This window comes from Brevibacterium pigmentatum (assembly GCF_011617465.1).
In the GTDB taxonomy this organism is placed as follows: Bacteria; Actinomycetota; Actinomycetes; order Actinomycetales; family Brevibacteriaceae; genus Brevibacterium; species Brevibacterium pigmentatum.
On the sequence record NZ_CP050153.1, the window covers coordinates 1,484,551 to 1,497,892 of the forward strand.

Here is a 13,342-nt window from a genome sequence, read left to right on the forward strand (position 1 = left end):
ATGATGTTGTTGCGCCTATCGAGAAAGGCACCGGTTAGTTGCTGTTTTGCTGCTGAGCTAGCCGAGAATGAACGACGCCTGTTCATCCCGTCCGCAGAGTTTGGCCGGAGACTGCCAGGTCGGTCCCGACGTGTCTGCGTTGGTTACGACGCTGACAGATGCTGGTATGTGCGGCTGGATACCTTAGGCACGGTTATGTACGCCGACAGGACTGCTGCGTGATGAGATCTCGCGTGATGTGGTAGACGCTAAAGCCCCGAGCGTCGTTTCACGGCCGACTCCTGCGCCGCCGAACACCACGCCACGCCCCCGTCAGGGGAGTAGAACTTCGAGGAGGCCATGACGTCTTACGATGAGGTATGAGTCCAATCGCTACGGATCGTGTGGACAAAAGGTGAGTGTAATGGGGAAGAAGAAGGCTCGGGATTTGCCTTCGAGGCGAATAGTCACAGCTGATGATGAGGGTCTCGCCGCGGCCTTTGGGCGCGTGCGTGAAATGCTTGGACGCATGAACGAGGGGGAGAACCCGAGAGAATACGTGCTTCGTGGCCCAGAGATAATCGCCGAGCATGTCCAGGCCGTATCGGAGTCGCTAAAGGACGCGGATGCCTTCGACGTGATCGAGCTCATGCGGATGCGCGAGATGCCGATGGTCCTCGAGGGCTACCGCGAAAGTCTTGCTGATCAGATGCCGGCAGCGGTCGAACTTGTTGCGCTCATTCTGCTTGCCAGGGGACAGCGCGCGCCCGTGTCTTCGCCAACGAGCAAGACTCGCCCCGCAGGTTTGATACCCGACTTACACGAACGGGCGAGGGAAATGCTGGCGTTGGGCTCCTTCGCCCTACTTAGTTCGGGTGAGCGAAACGAATACGGTCCGCTGACTGGGTTGTCCGCCCAATTCGTCAGCCATGATCTGACAGTGCAGTTCATGCAGTACGCGCATATTCATGACGAGATAAATGAAGAACTGTTCTCATCTCGTCACCTCGGTGAGTTGCTCCTCGAAACTCTTGGTTTCAGCTACGAGGACTTCTGCGCAGTGCGCGAGGCAATAGTTCGCGTCCACGGGGAGAAGTTCTTCGCCGTCCGCGACACTGTCGGCGAGATGTTCGAGCAAAATGCGGAGAAGAAGAACGATCCTGCGTTTGAGAAGGACGTGCGCGCCGCCCTGATGAGTATGCTGGAGCTTCCTGGAGAGCGCGCAACCATCACTGTTCAAGAGGTTACCGAAGCATCGGGCGTGCCGGCAGATCGGACCCTGGCCGTTTTGGATCGGTTCAGCCTATCGTTCAACTACGCTGACGATGCGCTTGCTGTCGCGACGAAGTTCCTAAGCGGCGATAACCCGTTCCGCTCCGCATCGCTGGTCAAGGATGCCGATGGCAACTACATGTTGACAGGCAAGCCGATTGGCACCGACTGCTTCCGCCAGGTCGTCGAAGAGGCCCTCAAAGTGGTTCCCGCTAAGTTTCGTCGTTATGAGAAGCGCCGCATGCTTGTGAGCGAGGCGCTCGCTCTGAAACGCCTGGCCACCCTTCTGGGCTCATATGCAGCCCACGCGAACCTCAAATACTTCCGCGCTAATCCGGGCATTGCGGTTTCTGAGCTCGGACCCGATGCGCAGGACATCAACTCGATCGCCGAGCAGACTGAAGCAGATGGTCTGTTCATTATCGAGGATGTCGCGATTTGTGTAGAAGTGAAGGCAAAGAGCATCTCCAGTCAGGCGCGGCGTGGTCATGTCCAGAGGTTGTCTGCCGACCTGCGGGAAACGGTCGGGAGCGCGACTGACCAGGCGCTCAGGCTTGAGAGCCATATCCGAACCAATCACGGGCTGTGGCTTGAGAATCGCGAATGGCTGGATCTCGCGGAGGTCCGCGAGGTCCGCTCGGTGACCGTCTACCTCGACGACTTCGGCCCGCTATCTACTGCTTTGGACGAACTCGTACGCGCTAACGTCGTGGGGAGTGATCGTTTCCCATGGCTCGTTACGTTGCACGACCTGAGTGTTATTGCCGAGGTCATCGATAGGCCCGCGGAGTTCCTGCTATATCTGCGACGTCGAACAGAGTCAGAAGTTTCTCTGAAGTTCTCAGCCGTCGACGAGCTGGATCTATTCATGCTGTTTCTCTCTGGCGGCTTGTGGGTCGAGCCGGACCCTGATCGGGTAAGCGAAGAGTTCCTTGGCGTCGCGCCCTTTACAGGCAAGGAACGCCGCCGGTATCAGGAGTCGGCTGTTCCCACTCGAGTGATGACTCAAACCGATGAGCTAGACGCCTGGGTCTACTACCAAGAAGGCTCGAGCGATATAGAAGTCGAGAAGCCTTCCTTCAGCACCTTGTCGGGCGTCGCCCGAATCGTAGACTTCCTTCAGGATGGGCGTAAACCAGGGTGGTTCCGCTTCAGTGCTGACCTGTTGAACCTTTCTGAGGAGTCGCAGGAATCGCTGGGCGACATGGTCGAACGCTTAGCATTGATGACTCGCCAGGACGGTCTCCACCACAATTCGATGGTGGCGTTCGCCGGAGCGTGGGGTTACCCGACGTTGTTCATGGGCTCCAAACCTCGAACGATGTCTATCCAAGAGGCCAGCACCCGGCTCGCGACCTACGGATTCGCGAAGAAGCACCAAATTCAGTCGGATCGTGCGCTCATGGTGGTCTTCGATGAGGAGCAACGCATCGGTTCGATCCGTTATGACAACTCGCCTCCGGTGGAGAATAGACAGCTTGACGGGTTCGTTGCGAAGATGGGCCTCATACCTCCGGCCGTCATGGGGCGTCCGATCCCACCATCGGCGCGGAGGGCGACCGTCAGGCTGAATCCGAGTCGGAAACCGAAGAAGAAGCGTAAGCGAGGCCGTTAACGACAATTCCTCGCAATACCGCACGTAAAGGTTTCTAACCGTGGCGACGTGGTGGTGTTCAGGTTTAACGTCTAGCGTTAATGACGTTCTTCGTTATACACTGATCTCTTGATCAGATCGTTCGGCGACAAGGAGCGCGAGCGGCTGTGGCATCGTGGGCGCGTACGGTCGATAGGTCCGAGGATCCATCGAGTCGCATTACGCAAGCTTCGTCAGGTGGGATCGGCGGAAGTTCTCGAGGATCTGCGCGTCCCGTCCGGCAATCGTCTCGAAGCTCTGAAGGGTGAACGAGCTGGGCAGCACATTATCAGGATCAATGACCAATGGCGCATCTGCTTCGTGCGGACAGAGGCCGGACCGGAAGAGGTGGAGATCGTTGACTACCGCTGACGAGATCGAGCCGATCCACCCTGGGGAGGTCCTCATGGAGGACTTCATAGAAGGGTTCGGGATCACTCAGAACAAGCTCGCCGTGTCCATCGGTGTCCCACCTCGGCGGATCAACGAGATCGTGCACGGCAAGCGTGGGATCACTGCGGACACCGCGCTGCGGCTGGCGAAGTACTTCGGTACGTCGGCGGAGTTCTGGATGAACCTGCAGAGTCATTACGAGCTCGACCGCGCCGAGGACCAGGCAGGTGAGCAGATCGCTTCGATCGTTCCGCTGCAGGTGGTGTGAACGGCGAGCACTCCGATCGGGCGGGCAGGGTGACGAAAGAACCACTGTCGGGTGGTCACGGAGATCTCACACCCTGGAACCTTCTGCTGGGTGAGCGCTGGGTATTTATTGACTGGGATAGTGCGGCTGCGAGTGCCCGGTTGTGGGACCTGTAGTACTCCGCGCAGGCCCTCACGCTCAACGTCACGTCTGTTGATCCCAACGTGGCAGGGCAGTCACTCCGCGCCTTTGTTGACGGGTGCCGCGCCGAGGCCGAGCTGCGCAGCGTTTTTCCTGAGGCGCCGGTACAACGAACCTGGGCGATGTACGAGATGCTTCGAAACGCTGATCGCGACGGAGTGGAACCCTGGGGGACTATGTTTCTGAACGGCCGCGGCGGTCGCTGGCGAGCGGTGGCACACTCTTGACTCTTCCTATAAGCGGAAGATATCTTCGTGTTCTATGAAGAATATCGCAACGCAGCTGACGCCTTTTGTGCGCTCGGATGCCGTTGGGGCGATTCTGGCCGAGACTCTCGGGCACCCTGATCGGGAGTTTACGCTGGCAGAGCTTGGGCGGCGGACCGGCACAAGCGGCCCGGTCGTGCACCGCGAAGTGGGGCGATTGGTCGAATCCGCCGTGCTTCGTGACCGGTACGAGGGGCGAAACCGTCTCGTGAGCGCGAATGCCGACCACCCATTGTTCGCTCTGATGCGAGATTTGATCGCGGCGACCTACGGGCCGGTGCCGGTGTTGCGTGAGCTCTTCGACGGGATCGACGGGGCGGAGGAGTTGCTGATCTACGGATCTTGGGCCGCGCGCCGGTCAGGAGAAAGCGGTGAGTTTCCCAACGACTTAGACGTCCTCGTCGTGGGGGAGACGCCGCGGAGGACGCTCTCGGGGATTGCAGCCGAAGCAGGCGACAAGCTCGACTTGCCCGTGAACGTCACGCGTATCGCACCGGTCGACTGGAACTCTGAGGACCCGTCGCCGTTCGTCTCGACGATTCGGTCACGACCCTTAGTCGATGTGAGATCCGGTGAGATCCTTGCCTGAGATCATCAAGCAGATGCTCGTGAACCGAAGACTGGAGCGTGTGGATCGGAATCGCGAGCATGCGCTGGCTGTGGTCGTGACCGCAGAACGCCATATCCGTACGGCGGAGCTGCTTGCTGATACCGACGATCACGCGATGGCGTTCACAGCGGCGTACGATGGTGCGCGCAAAGCGCTCGTCGCCGTCCTTGCTGCCGAAGGGTTCCGTGTCCGACCAGTCGGCGGAGCTCATCGCAACACCGGGATCGCGGCAGCGGGCTTCGTCAACGACAATTCCTTGGGCGAGTTTGAGTGGATGCGTCAAGTGCGCAACGCGACTGAGTATCCCGACGACGATCGACCGACAGCGACGAACCAAGACGTGGCTGAAGCGATCGCCGCGGCCGTTCGGATCGTCGATGTCTGTGCCGAGTACGTGCGTCGCGACGGGTAATCGACGAATTTGGGTGCAGTTATTCGCTCGCATCGGCTTCGACAACCTCGGTCGGCAGACCTACCTGACGGCCGGGCCCACGGAATCCCGTGCGTGGACGATTCCGAAGGGAGCCACCGCACCGAGGCGGCCGGAGTCATTCATACCGTCTTCCAGAAGGACTGCATCAAGGTCGACGGCGACGTCGTGGAGTTCCGGTTCGACGTCTAGCGCAGCTGACTGACTCCGTCATGCGCTGGGTTCGATATCAGATCACTCGGCGGTAAGAAGACCGAGTGCATCTGGCATGAGTAGTTACGACAAAACGCATTGAACGCGCAGAACAAGCTCGCCGTGTCGATCGGAGTACCGCCGCGACGCATCGACTAGCTTCGTCGTGAGCGTCGAGCGCTGCGCGACAAGATCTCTGCGATCACACCTTCTCGTAGTCGCGCAGCCGTTCGACTCGTCGCGGAATCCGGTCTGCCGAAGGTGCCGCTTCAACGTCTGAGGCAAGCGTTGATAGGTAGGCGCTCTCCGTTCTGCCCTGCGTCTGCGGCACAGACTGGGGCACTGTGGCAACGACAACTTGAGCTGTCACTGGGCTTCCCGGGCTCACGACGCCCGAATCATTGCGGAGAGGCCCGACGGCTCGGGACATGTGCGGATGGAGTGCGGCGGCGGTCAGCCCCTTGACGCAATCAGCTCCTCGCGGACGATCGCTGTTCCTGCACTCAAGGCGCTCATCTTCGCGAGGGCGACGTCGCGCGCGAAGGGGGCCATGCCGCAGTTCGTGCTTGGAATGAGCTTGTCCGCGTCGGCGAACTTCAGTGCCTTGCGCAAAGTGGCGGCGACCTCCTCCGGTGTCTCGATGGTCTCATTCGCCACGTCGATGGCGCCGAGCATGACCTTCTTGCCGCGGATCAGTTCGATGAGGTCCATCGGGACATGCGAGTTGTGGCATTCGAGCGAGACGATGTCGAGGCTCGAGCGCTGCAGGAAGGGGAACGATTCCTCGTATTGGCGCCACTCGGACCCGAGGGTCGTTTTCCAGTCGTTGTTCGCCTTGATCCCATAGCCATAGCAGATATGCACTGCGGTCTCGGCCCGCAGACCTTCCGCTGCCCGTTCGAGCGCGGCGACTCCCCAGTCCTTCATCTCATCGAAGAAGACATTGAATGCGGGCTCGTCGAACTGGATGATGTCCACTCCCGCCGCCTCCAGATCCTTTGCCTCCTTATTGAGGACCGTGGCGAATTCCCAGGCCAGCTTCTCGCGGCTCTTGTAGTGGGCGTCATAGAGTGTGTCGATCATCGTCATCGGTCCCGGCAGCGCCCACTTGATCGGCTGATCAGTCTGCTGGCGGAGGAACTTCGCATCGTCGACGAAGACCGATTTCTCACGGCTCACGGTGCTGACGACTGTGGGCACGCTTGCGTCGTAGCGATCGCGGATCCGAACCGTCTCGCGCTTCTCGAAATCGACTCCGCTGAGATGCTCGATGAACGTCGTCACGAAATGTTGGCGGGTCTGCTCTCCGTCGCTGACGATGTCGATGCCGCGATTGGTCTGCTCATGAGTCGAGATGCGCAGGGCATCGTGCCTGCCCTCGACCAAGGCTTCGCCCTGGAGGTTCCAGGGGGACCAGAGGGTTTCGGGCTGCGCGAGCCAGGACGGCTTCGGCAGACTGCCGACGATTGAGGTGGGCAGCAGCGGCTGCGTCATCGTTTCTTCTCCTGCGGTCATGCGACTGGGACGGGTCGGTCGGACGCCCACTGCTCGAGCATCTCTCGGTGCAGGTTGACGAAGAACTCCTCCGTGAACTTTCCCTGTCTGGTGCCGAGCTGGTTGCGTTCGGCACGATCATAGGTGACCGGCATCTCCGAGAAGTCGTGCCGGTCCAGCGTCGGCCGGTAGACCTCTCCGGCGGCGGTATTCGCGTTGTAGATCTCGGGCCGATAGATCTTCTGGAAAGTCTCCATCGTGCTGATCGTGCCGATGAGCGCCAGATCGGAATAGTCGCCGAGGAGGTCGCCGCGATGGTAGAAGGCCAGCGGTGCGACGCTGCCCGGCGGCATGAAATACCTCACCTGGAGTCCCATCTTCGCGAAGTAGTCATCGGTCAGTGAGTAGTCGTCCTGCTGGTATTCGAACCCGAGAATCGGGTGGTGATTCTCGGTCCGACGGTACGACTTGCTTGTGGACACGCTGATGCAGATCACGGGTGCCGTCTGGAACCGTTCCCGATAGGCGGCAGAGTCGAGGAAGTGTTGGAATAGTTTGCCATGCAGATCACCGAAGTCATCGGGGACCGTGAACTCGGTTGCGGCCTCATTGGCAGCCGGCAGCCGCACGCTGAAATCGAAATCGCGGACGAAGGACGAGAAATTATTCCCCACGATCCCGGGGTGACGTTTTCCAGTCAGTCTGTCGATGATCTGGATATCCAGGACTTCGAGCAGCGGGAACTCCTGTTCCCGGCCGCCCGAGCTGAAGTGAAGTCCTCCGGAGACGATGTCGAGTTCGAGGACATAGCGATCCCGGTCGGGATTGTCCCAGGACGCGAGTTCGTTGAAGCGGCGATTGATGATGCTCAGAGCAGTGCGGAGGTTCTGCTGACGGTCCTCGCCCCTGGCGAGGTTGGCGAAGTTCGTCGTCGCTCGGGTGCTCTCCGACGGCGAGTAGTCCTCGTCGAATCGAGTCGTGGTGATGCTGAATGAGAACTCAGGTGTCATGGACGTCCAATTCGGTGGGTGTTCGGCCGGTTGCGGTCGCTGGCATGTCTGTGATCCATCCTGCCCGTCCCCTGTGGTCATCGGGTAACTCGGGGGAACTATGGATTCCTATAGCCTTGATCTATGTCTCGAGGCCTGAAGAACATCACGCTGCTGCAACTCCAGTACTTCATCGAGGTCGCGTCGGAAGGGTCGATCACCGCCGCCGCCGATCTCCTCTATGTCTCTCAGCCGACCATGTCTGCTGCGATGAAGGACCTGGAGACCCGTGTGGATCGCGCTCTGCTCGTCCGATCCGCTCGCGGGGTGACTTTGACTGACGATGGTGTGGAGTTCCTCGGCTATGCCCGGCAGGTCGTCGAACAGGTGGAACTCCTCGAGCAGCACTACCTAGGGCGCCCGCCGTCACGGCGTCTGCTCGGAGTCTCGGCGCAGCACTACTCGTTCGTCGTCGATGCTTTCGTTCGGATGGTCAAGGCCAGCGATGCTGCCGAGTACGAGTTCTCACTGCGAGAGACGCGTACTTGGGACATCATCGAAGACGTTCGCACGCTCCGCAGTGAGCTCGGCATCCTCTACCGCAACGACTTCAACAGGAAGGTCATCGACAAACTGCTGCGAGATTCGGGGCTTGCGTTCCACCCGCTCTTCCTCGCCTCCCCACACATCTTCATCTCTCGTACGAACCCGCTTGCCTCCCGCAACCGCGTCACCCTTGACGATCTCGCCGCCCTGCCGCGGCTCACTTTCGACCAGGGCGCGAACAACTCGTTCTCCTTCGCCGAGGAGATTCTCTCCACCCTGTCGAGCAAGCAGGAGATCCGGGTTTCTGACCGTGCGACCATCTTCAACCTGATGATCGGACTCGACGGCTACACCATCTCGACGGGCATCATCAGCGACGATCTCGATCCGGCCATCGTCGCGATTCCACTCGAGGTCGAGGAACGCATCGAGATCGGCTGGATCGATCATTCCGGGATCCCGCTGACCGAACAGGCGCAACGATACCTCGACGAAGTTCGGGCCGTTGTCGACGGTTTCGGTATTGCGCTGCTCGACCAGCCGTGACCGAGGACAGCGCCGAAGCGGTCTCGAATAGCCGTACGACTCGCTGCGCCCCTCGTATGAAGACCACCTCGGTGCAGGGGTCGTGCTCTCTGGGGTTGCAGATCGCGGAATCCGCGAGGCGATGAGCCCTGGGGCCACGGCTGTCGCCGACCTACTCGAGCCAGTGAAACCGCGTCTGACTCAGGCCCTGGCCGTATGCATCGGGGAGCGAGAGTTGGAAGCGATGGGATTTCACTCCGACGTCGATATGACAGCCTCGTTGGACGTCTCATGGGTGGAACTCAGATCCGACGTCTAGCGGACGGCGACCGTGTCACCGAGTATCGAGACCTTTCAACTGATCCGTGATGCTGCGGGGGCTGCGTCCCAGGAAGTGCGTGAGCGTGGGGTCCGACTCAGAGAAATGCCCGCTCCTTGTTGCCTGGAACATCGACAGGGTGAAACGCGCGACCTCCTCGGGCGTACCGCGGGAGATGGCGTCGGCCACCCACTTCTCGTCGTCCACGAGGACGCGCTCGATTCGGCGTCCGGCGATCTCGGACGCGGAGGCGGCGAAATCCTCGAGGGTGACCGGCTCGGGCAGCGTCAGGTCGATCGGGCCCTCGAGCGGTTCATCCGCAGTCAGAACCGCAGCGGCGGCCTCCGCCGCGTCGCGGCGATCGATCCAGGAAAATGGTCCATCGGCGGGCATGGCGATCTCGCCGGTTTCTTCCCATGCACCGAGCAGCTGAGCCGGGTCTCCGTAGAAGCCGTTTCGCAACGAGGTCCAGGCTGCTCCCGATTCTGATAAATACTGTTCCGTGGCCGCATGGATTCCGAGCGGCGGGTAGGGGGTGTCGAAGCCTGCTCCGTGGGTGCTTGTGTACAGGATCCGCTGAGCCCCTGCATCGACGGCTGCGTCGATCGCCCTGCGGTGTTGTGCGACGACGTCGGCAGTAAGGTCGCTGGAGGACACCAGGAGAACCTGTTCGGCGTCCGCGAATGAATGGCGCAGAGCTGCTGGATCGTCATAGCTCCCCTGCCGGACGCGGACTCCTTGAGCGGCCAAATGGGTCGCACGCGAGGGATCGCGGACACTGACGCCGATCTGCCCAGGCGGAATCCGCTTCAGAAGATGGTCGAGAGTAGCTCCGTTGAGAGTGCCTGTCGCTCCGGTGACGATGATCATCTGACATTCCTTTCGTATGAACTGTGAGCTGACAGCGTGCTTCGTGCGCACGTCAGAGCTGCTGCAATGGCTGAAGTTGACCCGTGGGGTTAATTTGGTGGTCCCATCCTGCATTAACTTGACTGCTATGATCAAGTTACTTGTCACTGCGGGAGGGGGCGTCATCGTGTCTGATCCAAGTGGTGTGAAGTCTCTCCGCTCGGATGCTCGCCGAAACGTCGACCGGATTCGACGTGCGGCGGTCCAGGTGTTCCGGGAGCAGGGGTTCTCTGCGCCCCTTGAGGAGGTCGCCGCTGTTGCAGACGTGAGCAAGGCGACGATCTTCAATCGGCTCGGCGGGAGAATCGGCTTGATTGATGCTGTCATCGACGAGGTTGTTGCGGTGGAGCTGCAGACGGTCATTGAGGAGGTGCGGTCCACCGGCGAAGTCCGAGAGCGTATCTGCTCGTATATCTATGCGTTGCGTGACCTGCAGTATCGAGTTCCTGCGGTCAATGATGTTCTCCTCCAGGAGTATCGCGATTCCGAGCCGTTGCTGGCCCTGTGCCGTGCTGGAACGGAATTCCACGACAGCCTTGTCGCTCAGGGGCACGCCGCCGGCGTATTGGTCCCCGCCTTCACAACAGAAGACTTCCAATCACTTGCCCGCGACAATGCTCTCGTCCTCAAACACGGGGGCCGACCGCCTCGAGCCGACTATGACCGCCGAACCGCATTCCAGATCAGTGGGATCTGCAGATCGTCCAGCGTGCCCGACTAGCCTCGCGACCTCGGTGAGGCTGGCTCAGTGCAGGGAATCTCTGCTGACTTCGGCTGCGCTCCCATGGCCGTGGACGCAGGCCGATTCATCTGGGTTGTGAGAATCGGCCTGCGTTAGAGTGGCCCCTGGCGTCAGGAGGTGACCGCCACGATGAGATCTGCTGCAGAGAGAATCTCAACCCGACAGATCGGAAGGCGAGGACCGAAGATGACAGCCAGCAAGAATTCGTCACAGCCCGCAGTGCCTCAGCGCGTGACCAAAACAGTTCGGGCAACGGGTCTCATCCTCGCGCTCGTGTTCGGTGCGATCGCTGCGGTCATCGGCCTGGCATCGCTCATTCCCGGGCTTGGCCCGTTCAGTTCCGCTGCGGCCCGGTTTGCGCCGACGATTGCGCCGATGGCGACTGTGATCGGAGCGATTGTGCTTGGGTTCGGAATCTTTTGCCTGCGCCAAGGCCGGCGAAGGACCGGAGCTGTGGTGACAGGATTCGGAGTGGTGAGCACGATCGCGAATCTGGCGGTCGTCATTGTGCTCCTCGTCGCCATCGCCTCGGCTGGTGGTTCGGTGAATCTGTTCACTGCTACGTTCGGGCTCTCGGCGATCGATTCGGCGTCGCCTGATCGCAAGGAAGTGTACGACAAGTCCAGCTCGGGCGATGACCTCTCGGTATCGATCTACGAACCGGAGAGAGCGAAGGGGTCGGCCCCGACGATCATGTACGTCCACGGAGGCGGTTGGATCGCAGGCGAACCGGACGCAGCGAGCTCAAAGCTCCGTGAACTCGCTGATCACGGCTACCTGGTCGTATCGGTCGAATATGAACTCGCCACCCTGGATAACGCAACCTGGCAGAGCGCACCATCGCAGGTCGCATGTGCGGCAAGCTGGATCCAGACCCACGCAGACGCGATCGGTGCGGATACCGATCGCCTTGCGTTCTGGGGCGAGAGTTCGGGCAGCAATATGGTCGCCAATACCGCTGGTGCCGCTGCACAGGGCGACGCCGAGTCGTCGTGTGGCGGGAAGGTTCCGGTTCCGGCAGCGGTCATTGCCGACTACCCCGCGTTCGACGTGACGGGCCTCTACGAGAGCGCCCCCACCGGGCCCGGCGCGGGATCCGGCACGCGCCTGTTCGCGACCAGCTACACGGGTGGCACACCAGAGGAATATCCGCAACGCTACTCAGTGGCCGATTCCGTCACGCACCTGAAAGCACCCGCGCCGCCGATGCTCATGATGACAGCGATGCGAGATGACGTGATCACCCCAACCGACCAGCTTTCATGGGCCGAATCGGCCCGAAGTCGTGGCGTCGACGTCACAACCGTGAAAGTTCCCCTCGCCAATCATGCATACACGCAGAAGGCGAAGAACTCAATCGGCAGCCAGGGGCACCTGAGCATCGCAGAGGCCTACTTAACCGAGCAACTTCGCTAGCCACACGACTGTTGTTGATCTCGGCTGCTCTGGCGGGGAGGCGTCGATGCAGGTATCGTGGAAATCGGCAGCACGTACGGTTGCCAGCACTTCCAGGTACCTAAGCCTGAATCATTGCGGAGAGCTCCGGTCGGCCCGGAACATGTCCAGATGGGGTGCGGCGCATTCTTGCGCCGTCTTCAACCGCCGGTGCGACACACCGGCTGACGTAAGGACATGACATGACGACCAAAGACGAGAAGAACCTGCCCAGGTGACCGCCAAGATCGCGAAGATGGACGAGCCGGAGCGATCGCTCATGCAGCGAGCGCACGAGATCATCGTGACCGTCGCCCCGAGTCTCAAACCGCGGATCTGGTACGGCATGCCGGCCTATGCTCTGTCCGCGAGCACTCCTGCATTGGTGACACTGCGCAATGACGATCGGGTCAACCTGGCCCTCACGGAAAAGGTCGAACTCACCCCAGCTGGTGGTTCCGACGGATCGCTGATGCCCGCCGCATGGTACTTCGAGACTATCGACGAGGTCGCCGAGAAGCGCATCGCCGAGATCGTCAGGAGGGCAACCTCCTGACGGTGACGATCGCCGGGGCCGAGCCCGCAGACGTCACTTCGTGCGATGTCTGTGTCTCGGGCTCGGCCGCGAGATCGGCGCTGAGCGTCTGAGTTCCGATTGGCTATGGTGGTGCTTGAAGGGAAACCAGTCCCATCTGCCATAAGTTTGAGGAGTGATCGACATGAGTTTCTCCGTCTACCTGTCCGGTGAGATCCACACCGAGTGGCGCGATGAGATCAAGCGCGGCACCGAGGCGGCCGGTCTGGATATCGATTTCACCGCACCCGTGACCGACCATCCGGCCAGCGATGCTGCCGGTGACCACCTCGGCGAGAACGACAGCTCCTTCTGGCGCGACCACCAGTCGTCCAAGGTCAATGCCATCCGCACGCGCACCCTCATCGAGAAGGCCGATCTGGTCGTCGTGCGTTTCGGGGATAAGTACAAGCAGTGGAACGCCGCCTTCGACGCCGGCTACTGCGCAGCACTCGGCACACCCTATATAACCCTTCACGATGCCGACATCGTGCATCCGCTCAAAGAGGTCGATGCCGAAGCCAAAGCCTGGTGCCAGACAACCGATCAGGTGGTCGAAACCCTGAAGTACATCCTTAGAGACTGAT

14 protein-coding genes and 1 pseudogene are annotated in these 13,342 nt (G+C 60.6%); 12 read left to right on the forward strand and 3 right to left on the reverse strand.

Going from position 1 to position 13,342, the window contains the following annotated elements; genetic code table 11:
- Nucleotides 1-403 precede the first annotated feature (403 nt).
- The 7 genes and pseudogenes from GUY30_RS06625 to GUY30_RS06655 all read left to right on the forward strand — a co-directional run.
- Nucleotides 404-2,866, forward strand: coding sequence for a hypothetical protein (locus GUY30_RS06625; protein WP_228281765.1), 2,463 nt, complete (start codon nucleotides 404-406; stop codon nucleotides 2,864-2,866).
- A gap of 108 nt (nucleotides 2,867-2,974) precedes the next feature.
- Nucleotides 2,975-3,256, forward strand: coding sequence for a type II toxin-antitoxin system RelE/ParE family toxin (locus GUY30_RS06630; protein ID WP_167195294.1), 282 nt, complete (start codon nucleotides 2,975-2,977; stop codon nucleotides 3,254-3,256).
- Nucleotides 3,243-3,545 carry a HigA family addiction module antitoxin gene (locus GUY30_RS06635; RefSeq protein ID WP_167195297.1) on the forward strand — a complete coding sequence of 101 codons (303 nt, stop codon included), beginning with the start codon at nucleotides 3,243-3,245 and terminating at the stop codon, nucleotides 3,543-3,545. Before GUY30_RS06630 ends, GUY30_RS06635 begins: the two co-directional genes overlap by 14 nt.
- Nucleotides 3,546-3,574: 29 nt before the next feature.
- Nucleotides 3,575-3,700, forward strand: a complete 126-nt coding sequence (locus tag GUY30_RS18170) for a phosphotransferase (protein ID WP_407645311.1) — start codon at nucleotides 3,575-3,577, stop codon at nucleotides 3,698-3,700.
- A gap of 286 nt (nucleotides 3,701-3,986) precedes the next feature.
- A complete protein-coding gene (locus GUY30_RS06645; protein WP_167195303.1) occupies nucleotides 3,987-4,580 on the forward strand; it encodes a helix-turn-helix domain-containing protein in 594 nt (197 codons plus the stop codon).
- Nucleotides 4,573-5,013, forward strand: a complete 441-nt coding sequence (locus GUY30_RS06650; protein ID WP_167195306.1) for a HEPN domain-containing protein — start codon at nucleotides 4,573-4,575, stop codon at nucleotides 5,011-5,013. The genes GUY30_RS06645 and GUY30_RS06650 overlap by 8 nt, the downstream gene beginning before the upstream one ends.
- 22 nt (nucleotides 5,014-5,035) lie before the next feature.
- Nucleotides 5,036-5,223 (forward strand): annotated as a pseudogene (locus tag GUY30_RS06655) (DUF933 domain-containing protein); the annotation flags it as partial.
- A gap of 453 nt (nucleotides 5,224-5,676) precedes the next feature.
- Here GUY30_RS06655 and GUY30_RS06660 read toward each other — a convergent pair.
- Together GUY30_RS06660 and GUY30_RS06665 are read right to left on the reverse strand one after the other, a co-directional pair.
- Nucleotides 5,677-6,717 carry a methionine synthase gene (locus GUY30_RS06660; protein ID WP_167195309.1) on the reverse strand — a complete coding sequence of 347 codons (1,041 nt, stop codon included), beginning with the start codon at nucleotides 6,715-6,717 and terminating at the stop codon, nucleotides 5,677-5,679.
- Nucleotides 6,718-6,734: 17 nt separating this feature from the next.
- Entirely contained in the window at nucleotides 6,735-7,727 is a 993-nt protein-coding gene (locus GUY30_RS06665; RefSeq protein WP_167195312.1) for a putative oxygenase MesX, read from the reverse strand.
- Nucleotides 7,728-7,850: 123 nt separating this feature from the next.
- Here GUY30_RS06665 and GUY30_RS06670 point away from each other — a divergent pair, with 123 nt between their 5' ends.
- On the forward strand, nucleotides 7,851-8,798 hold the full coding sequence (locus tag GUY30_RS06670) for a LysR family transcriptional regulator (protein ID WP_167195315.1): 948 nt from the start codon (nucleotides 7,851-7,853) through the stop codon (nucleotides 8,796-8,798).
- 313 nt (nucleotides 8,799-9,111) lie between these two features.
- Here GUY30_RS06670 and GUY30_RS06675 read toward each other — a convergent pair whose 3' ends face one another.
- Nucleotides 9,112-9,966, reverse strand: a complete 855-nt coding sequence (locus tag GUY30_RS06675) for an NAD(P)H-binding protein (protein ID WP_167195318.1) — start codon at nucleotides 9,964-9,966, stop codon at nucleotides 9,112-9,114.
- A 127-nt stretch (nucleotides 9,967-10,093) separates the two neighbouring features.
- On the opposite strand from GUY30_RS06675, the gene GUY30_RS06680 reads away from it, so the two are divergent.
- The 4 genes from GUY30_RS06680 (at nucleotide 10,094) to GUY30_RS06695 (ending at nucleotide 13,341) form a co-directional block, all read left to right on the forward strand.
- A complete protein-coding gene (locus GUY30_RS06680) occupies nucleotides 10,094-10,726 on the forward strand; it encodes a TetR/AcrR family transcriptional regulator (RefSeq protein ID WP_167195321.1) in 633 nt (210 codons plus the stop codon).
- A 294-nt stretch (nucleotides 10,727-11,020) separates the two neighbouring features.
- Nucleotides 11,021-12,163, forward strand: a complete 1,143-nt coding sequence (locus GUY30_RS06685; RefSeq protein ID WP_167195323.1) for an alpha/beta hydrolase — start codon at nucleotides 11,021-11,023, stop codon at nucleotides 12,161-12,163.
- Nucleotides 12,164-12,416: 253 nt separating this feature from the next.
- A complete protein-coding gene (locus tag GUY30_RS06690) occupies nucleotides 12,417-12,737 on the forward strand; it encodes a DUF1801 domain-containing protein (protein WP_228281771.1) in 321 nt (106 codons plus the stop codon).
- 163 nt (nucleotides 12,738-12,900) lie between these two features.
- Nucleotides 12,901-13,341: a YtoQ family protein gene (locus GUY30_RS06695; RefSeq protein WP_167195326.1), complete on the forward strand. Its 441-nt coding sequence runs from the start codon at nucleotides 12,901-12,903 to the stop codon at nucleotides 13,339-13,341.
- Nucleotide 13,342: the final 1 nt, after the last annotated feature.

Bases quoted from the DNA above. Each gene is read 5' to 3' on its own strand.
- GUY30_RS06680 (WP_167195321.1), top strand. From the start codon at position 10,094: ATGATCAAGTTACTTGTCACTGCGGGAGGGGGCGTCATCGTGTCTGAT.
- GUY30_RS06695 (WP_167195326.1), top strand. From the start codon at position 12,901: ATGAGTTTCTCCGTCTACCTGTCCGGTGAGATCCACACCGAGTGGCGC.
- GUY30_RS06660 (WP_167195309.1), bottom strand. From the start codon at position 6,717: ATGACGCAGCCGCTGCTGCCCACCTCAATCGTCGGCAGTCTGCCGAAG.
- GUY30_RS06670 (WP_167195315.1), top strand. From the start codon at position 7,851: ATGTCTCGAGGCCTGAAGAACATCACGCTGCTGCAACTCCAGTACTTC.
- GUY30_RS06625 (WP_228281765.1), top strand. From the start codon at position 404: ATGGGGAAGAAGAAGGCTCGGGATTTGCCTTCGAGGCGAATAGTCACA.
- GUY30_RS06675 (WP_167195318.1), bottom strand. From the start codon at position 9,966: ATGATCATCGTCACCGGAGCGACAGGCACTCTCAACGGAGCTACTCTC.
- GUY30_RS06645 (WP_167195303.1), top strand. From the start codon at position 3,987: ATGAAGAATATCGCAACGCAGCTGACGCCTTTTGTGCGCTCGGATGCC.
- GUY30_RS06665 (WP_167195312.1), bottom strand. From the start codon at position 7,727: ATGACACCTGAGTTCTCATTCAGCATCACCACGACTCGATTCGACGAG.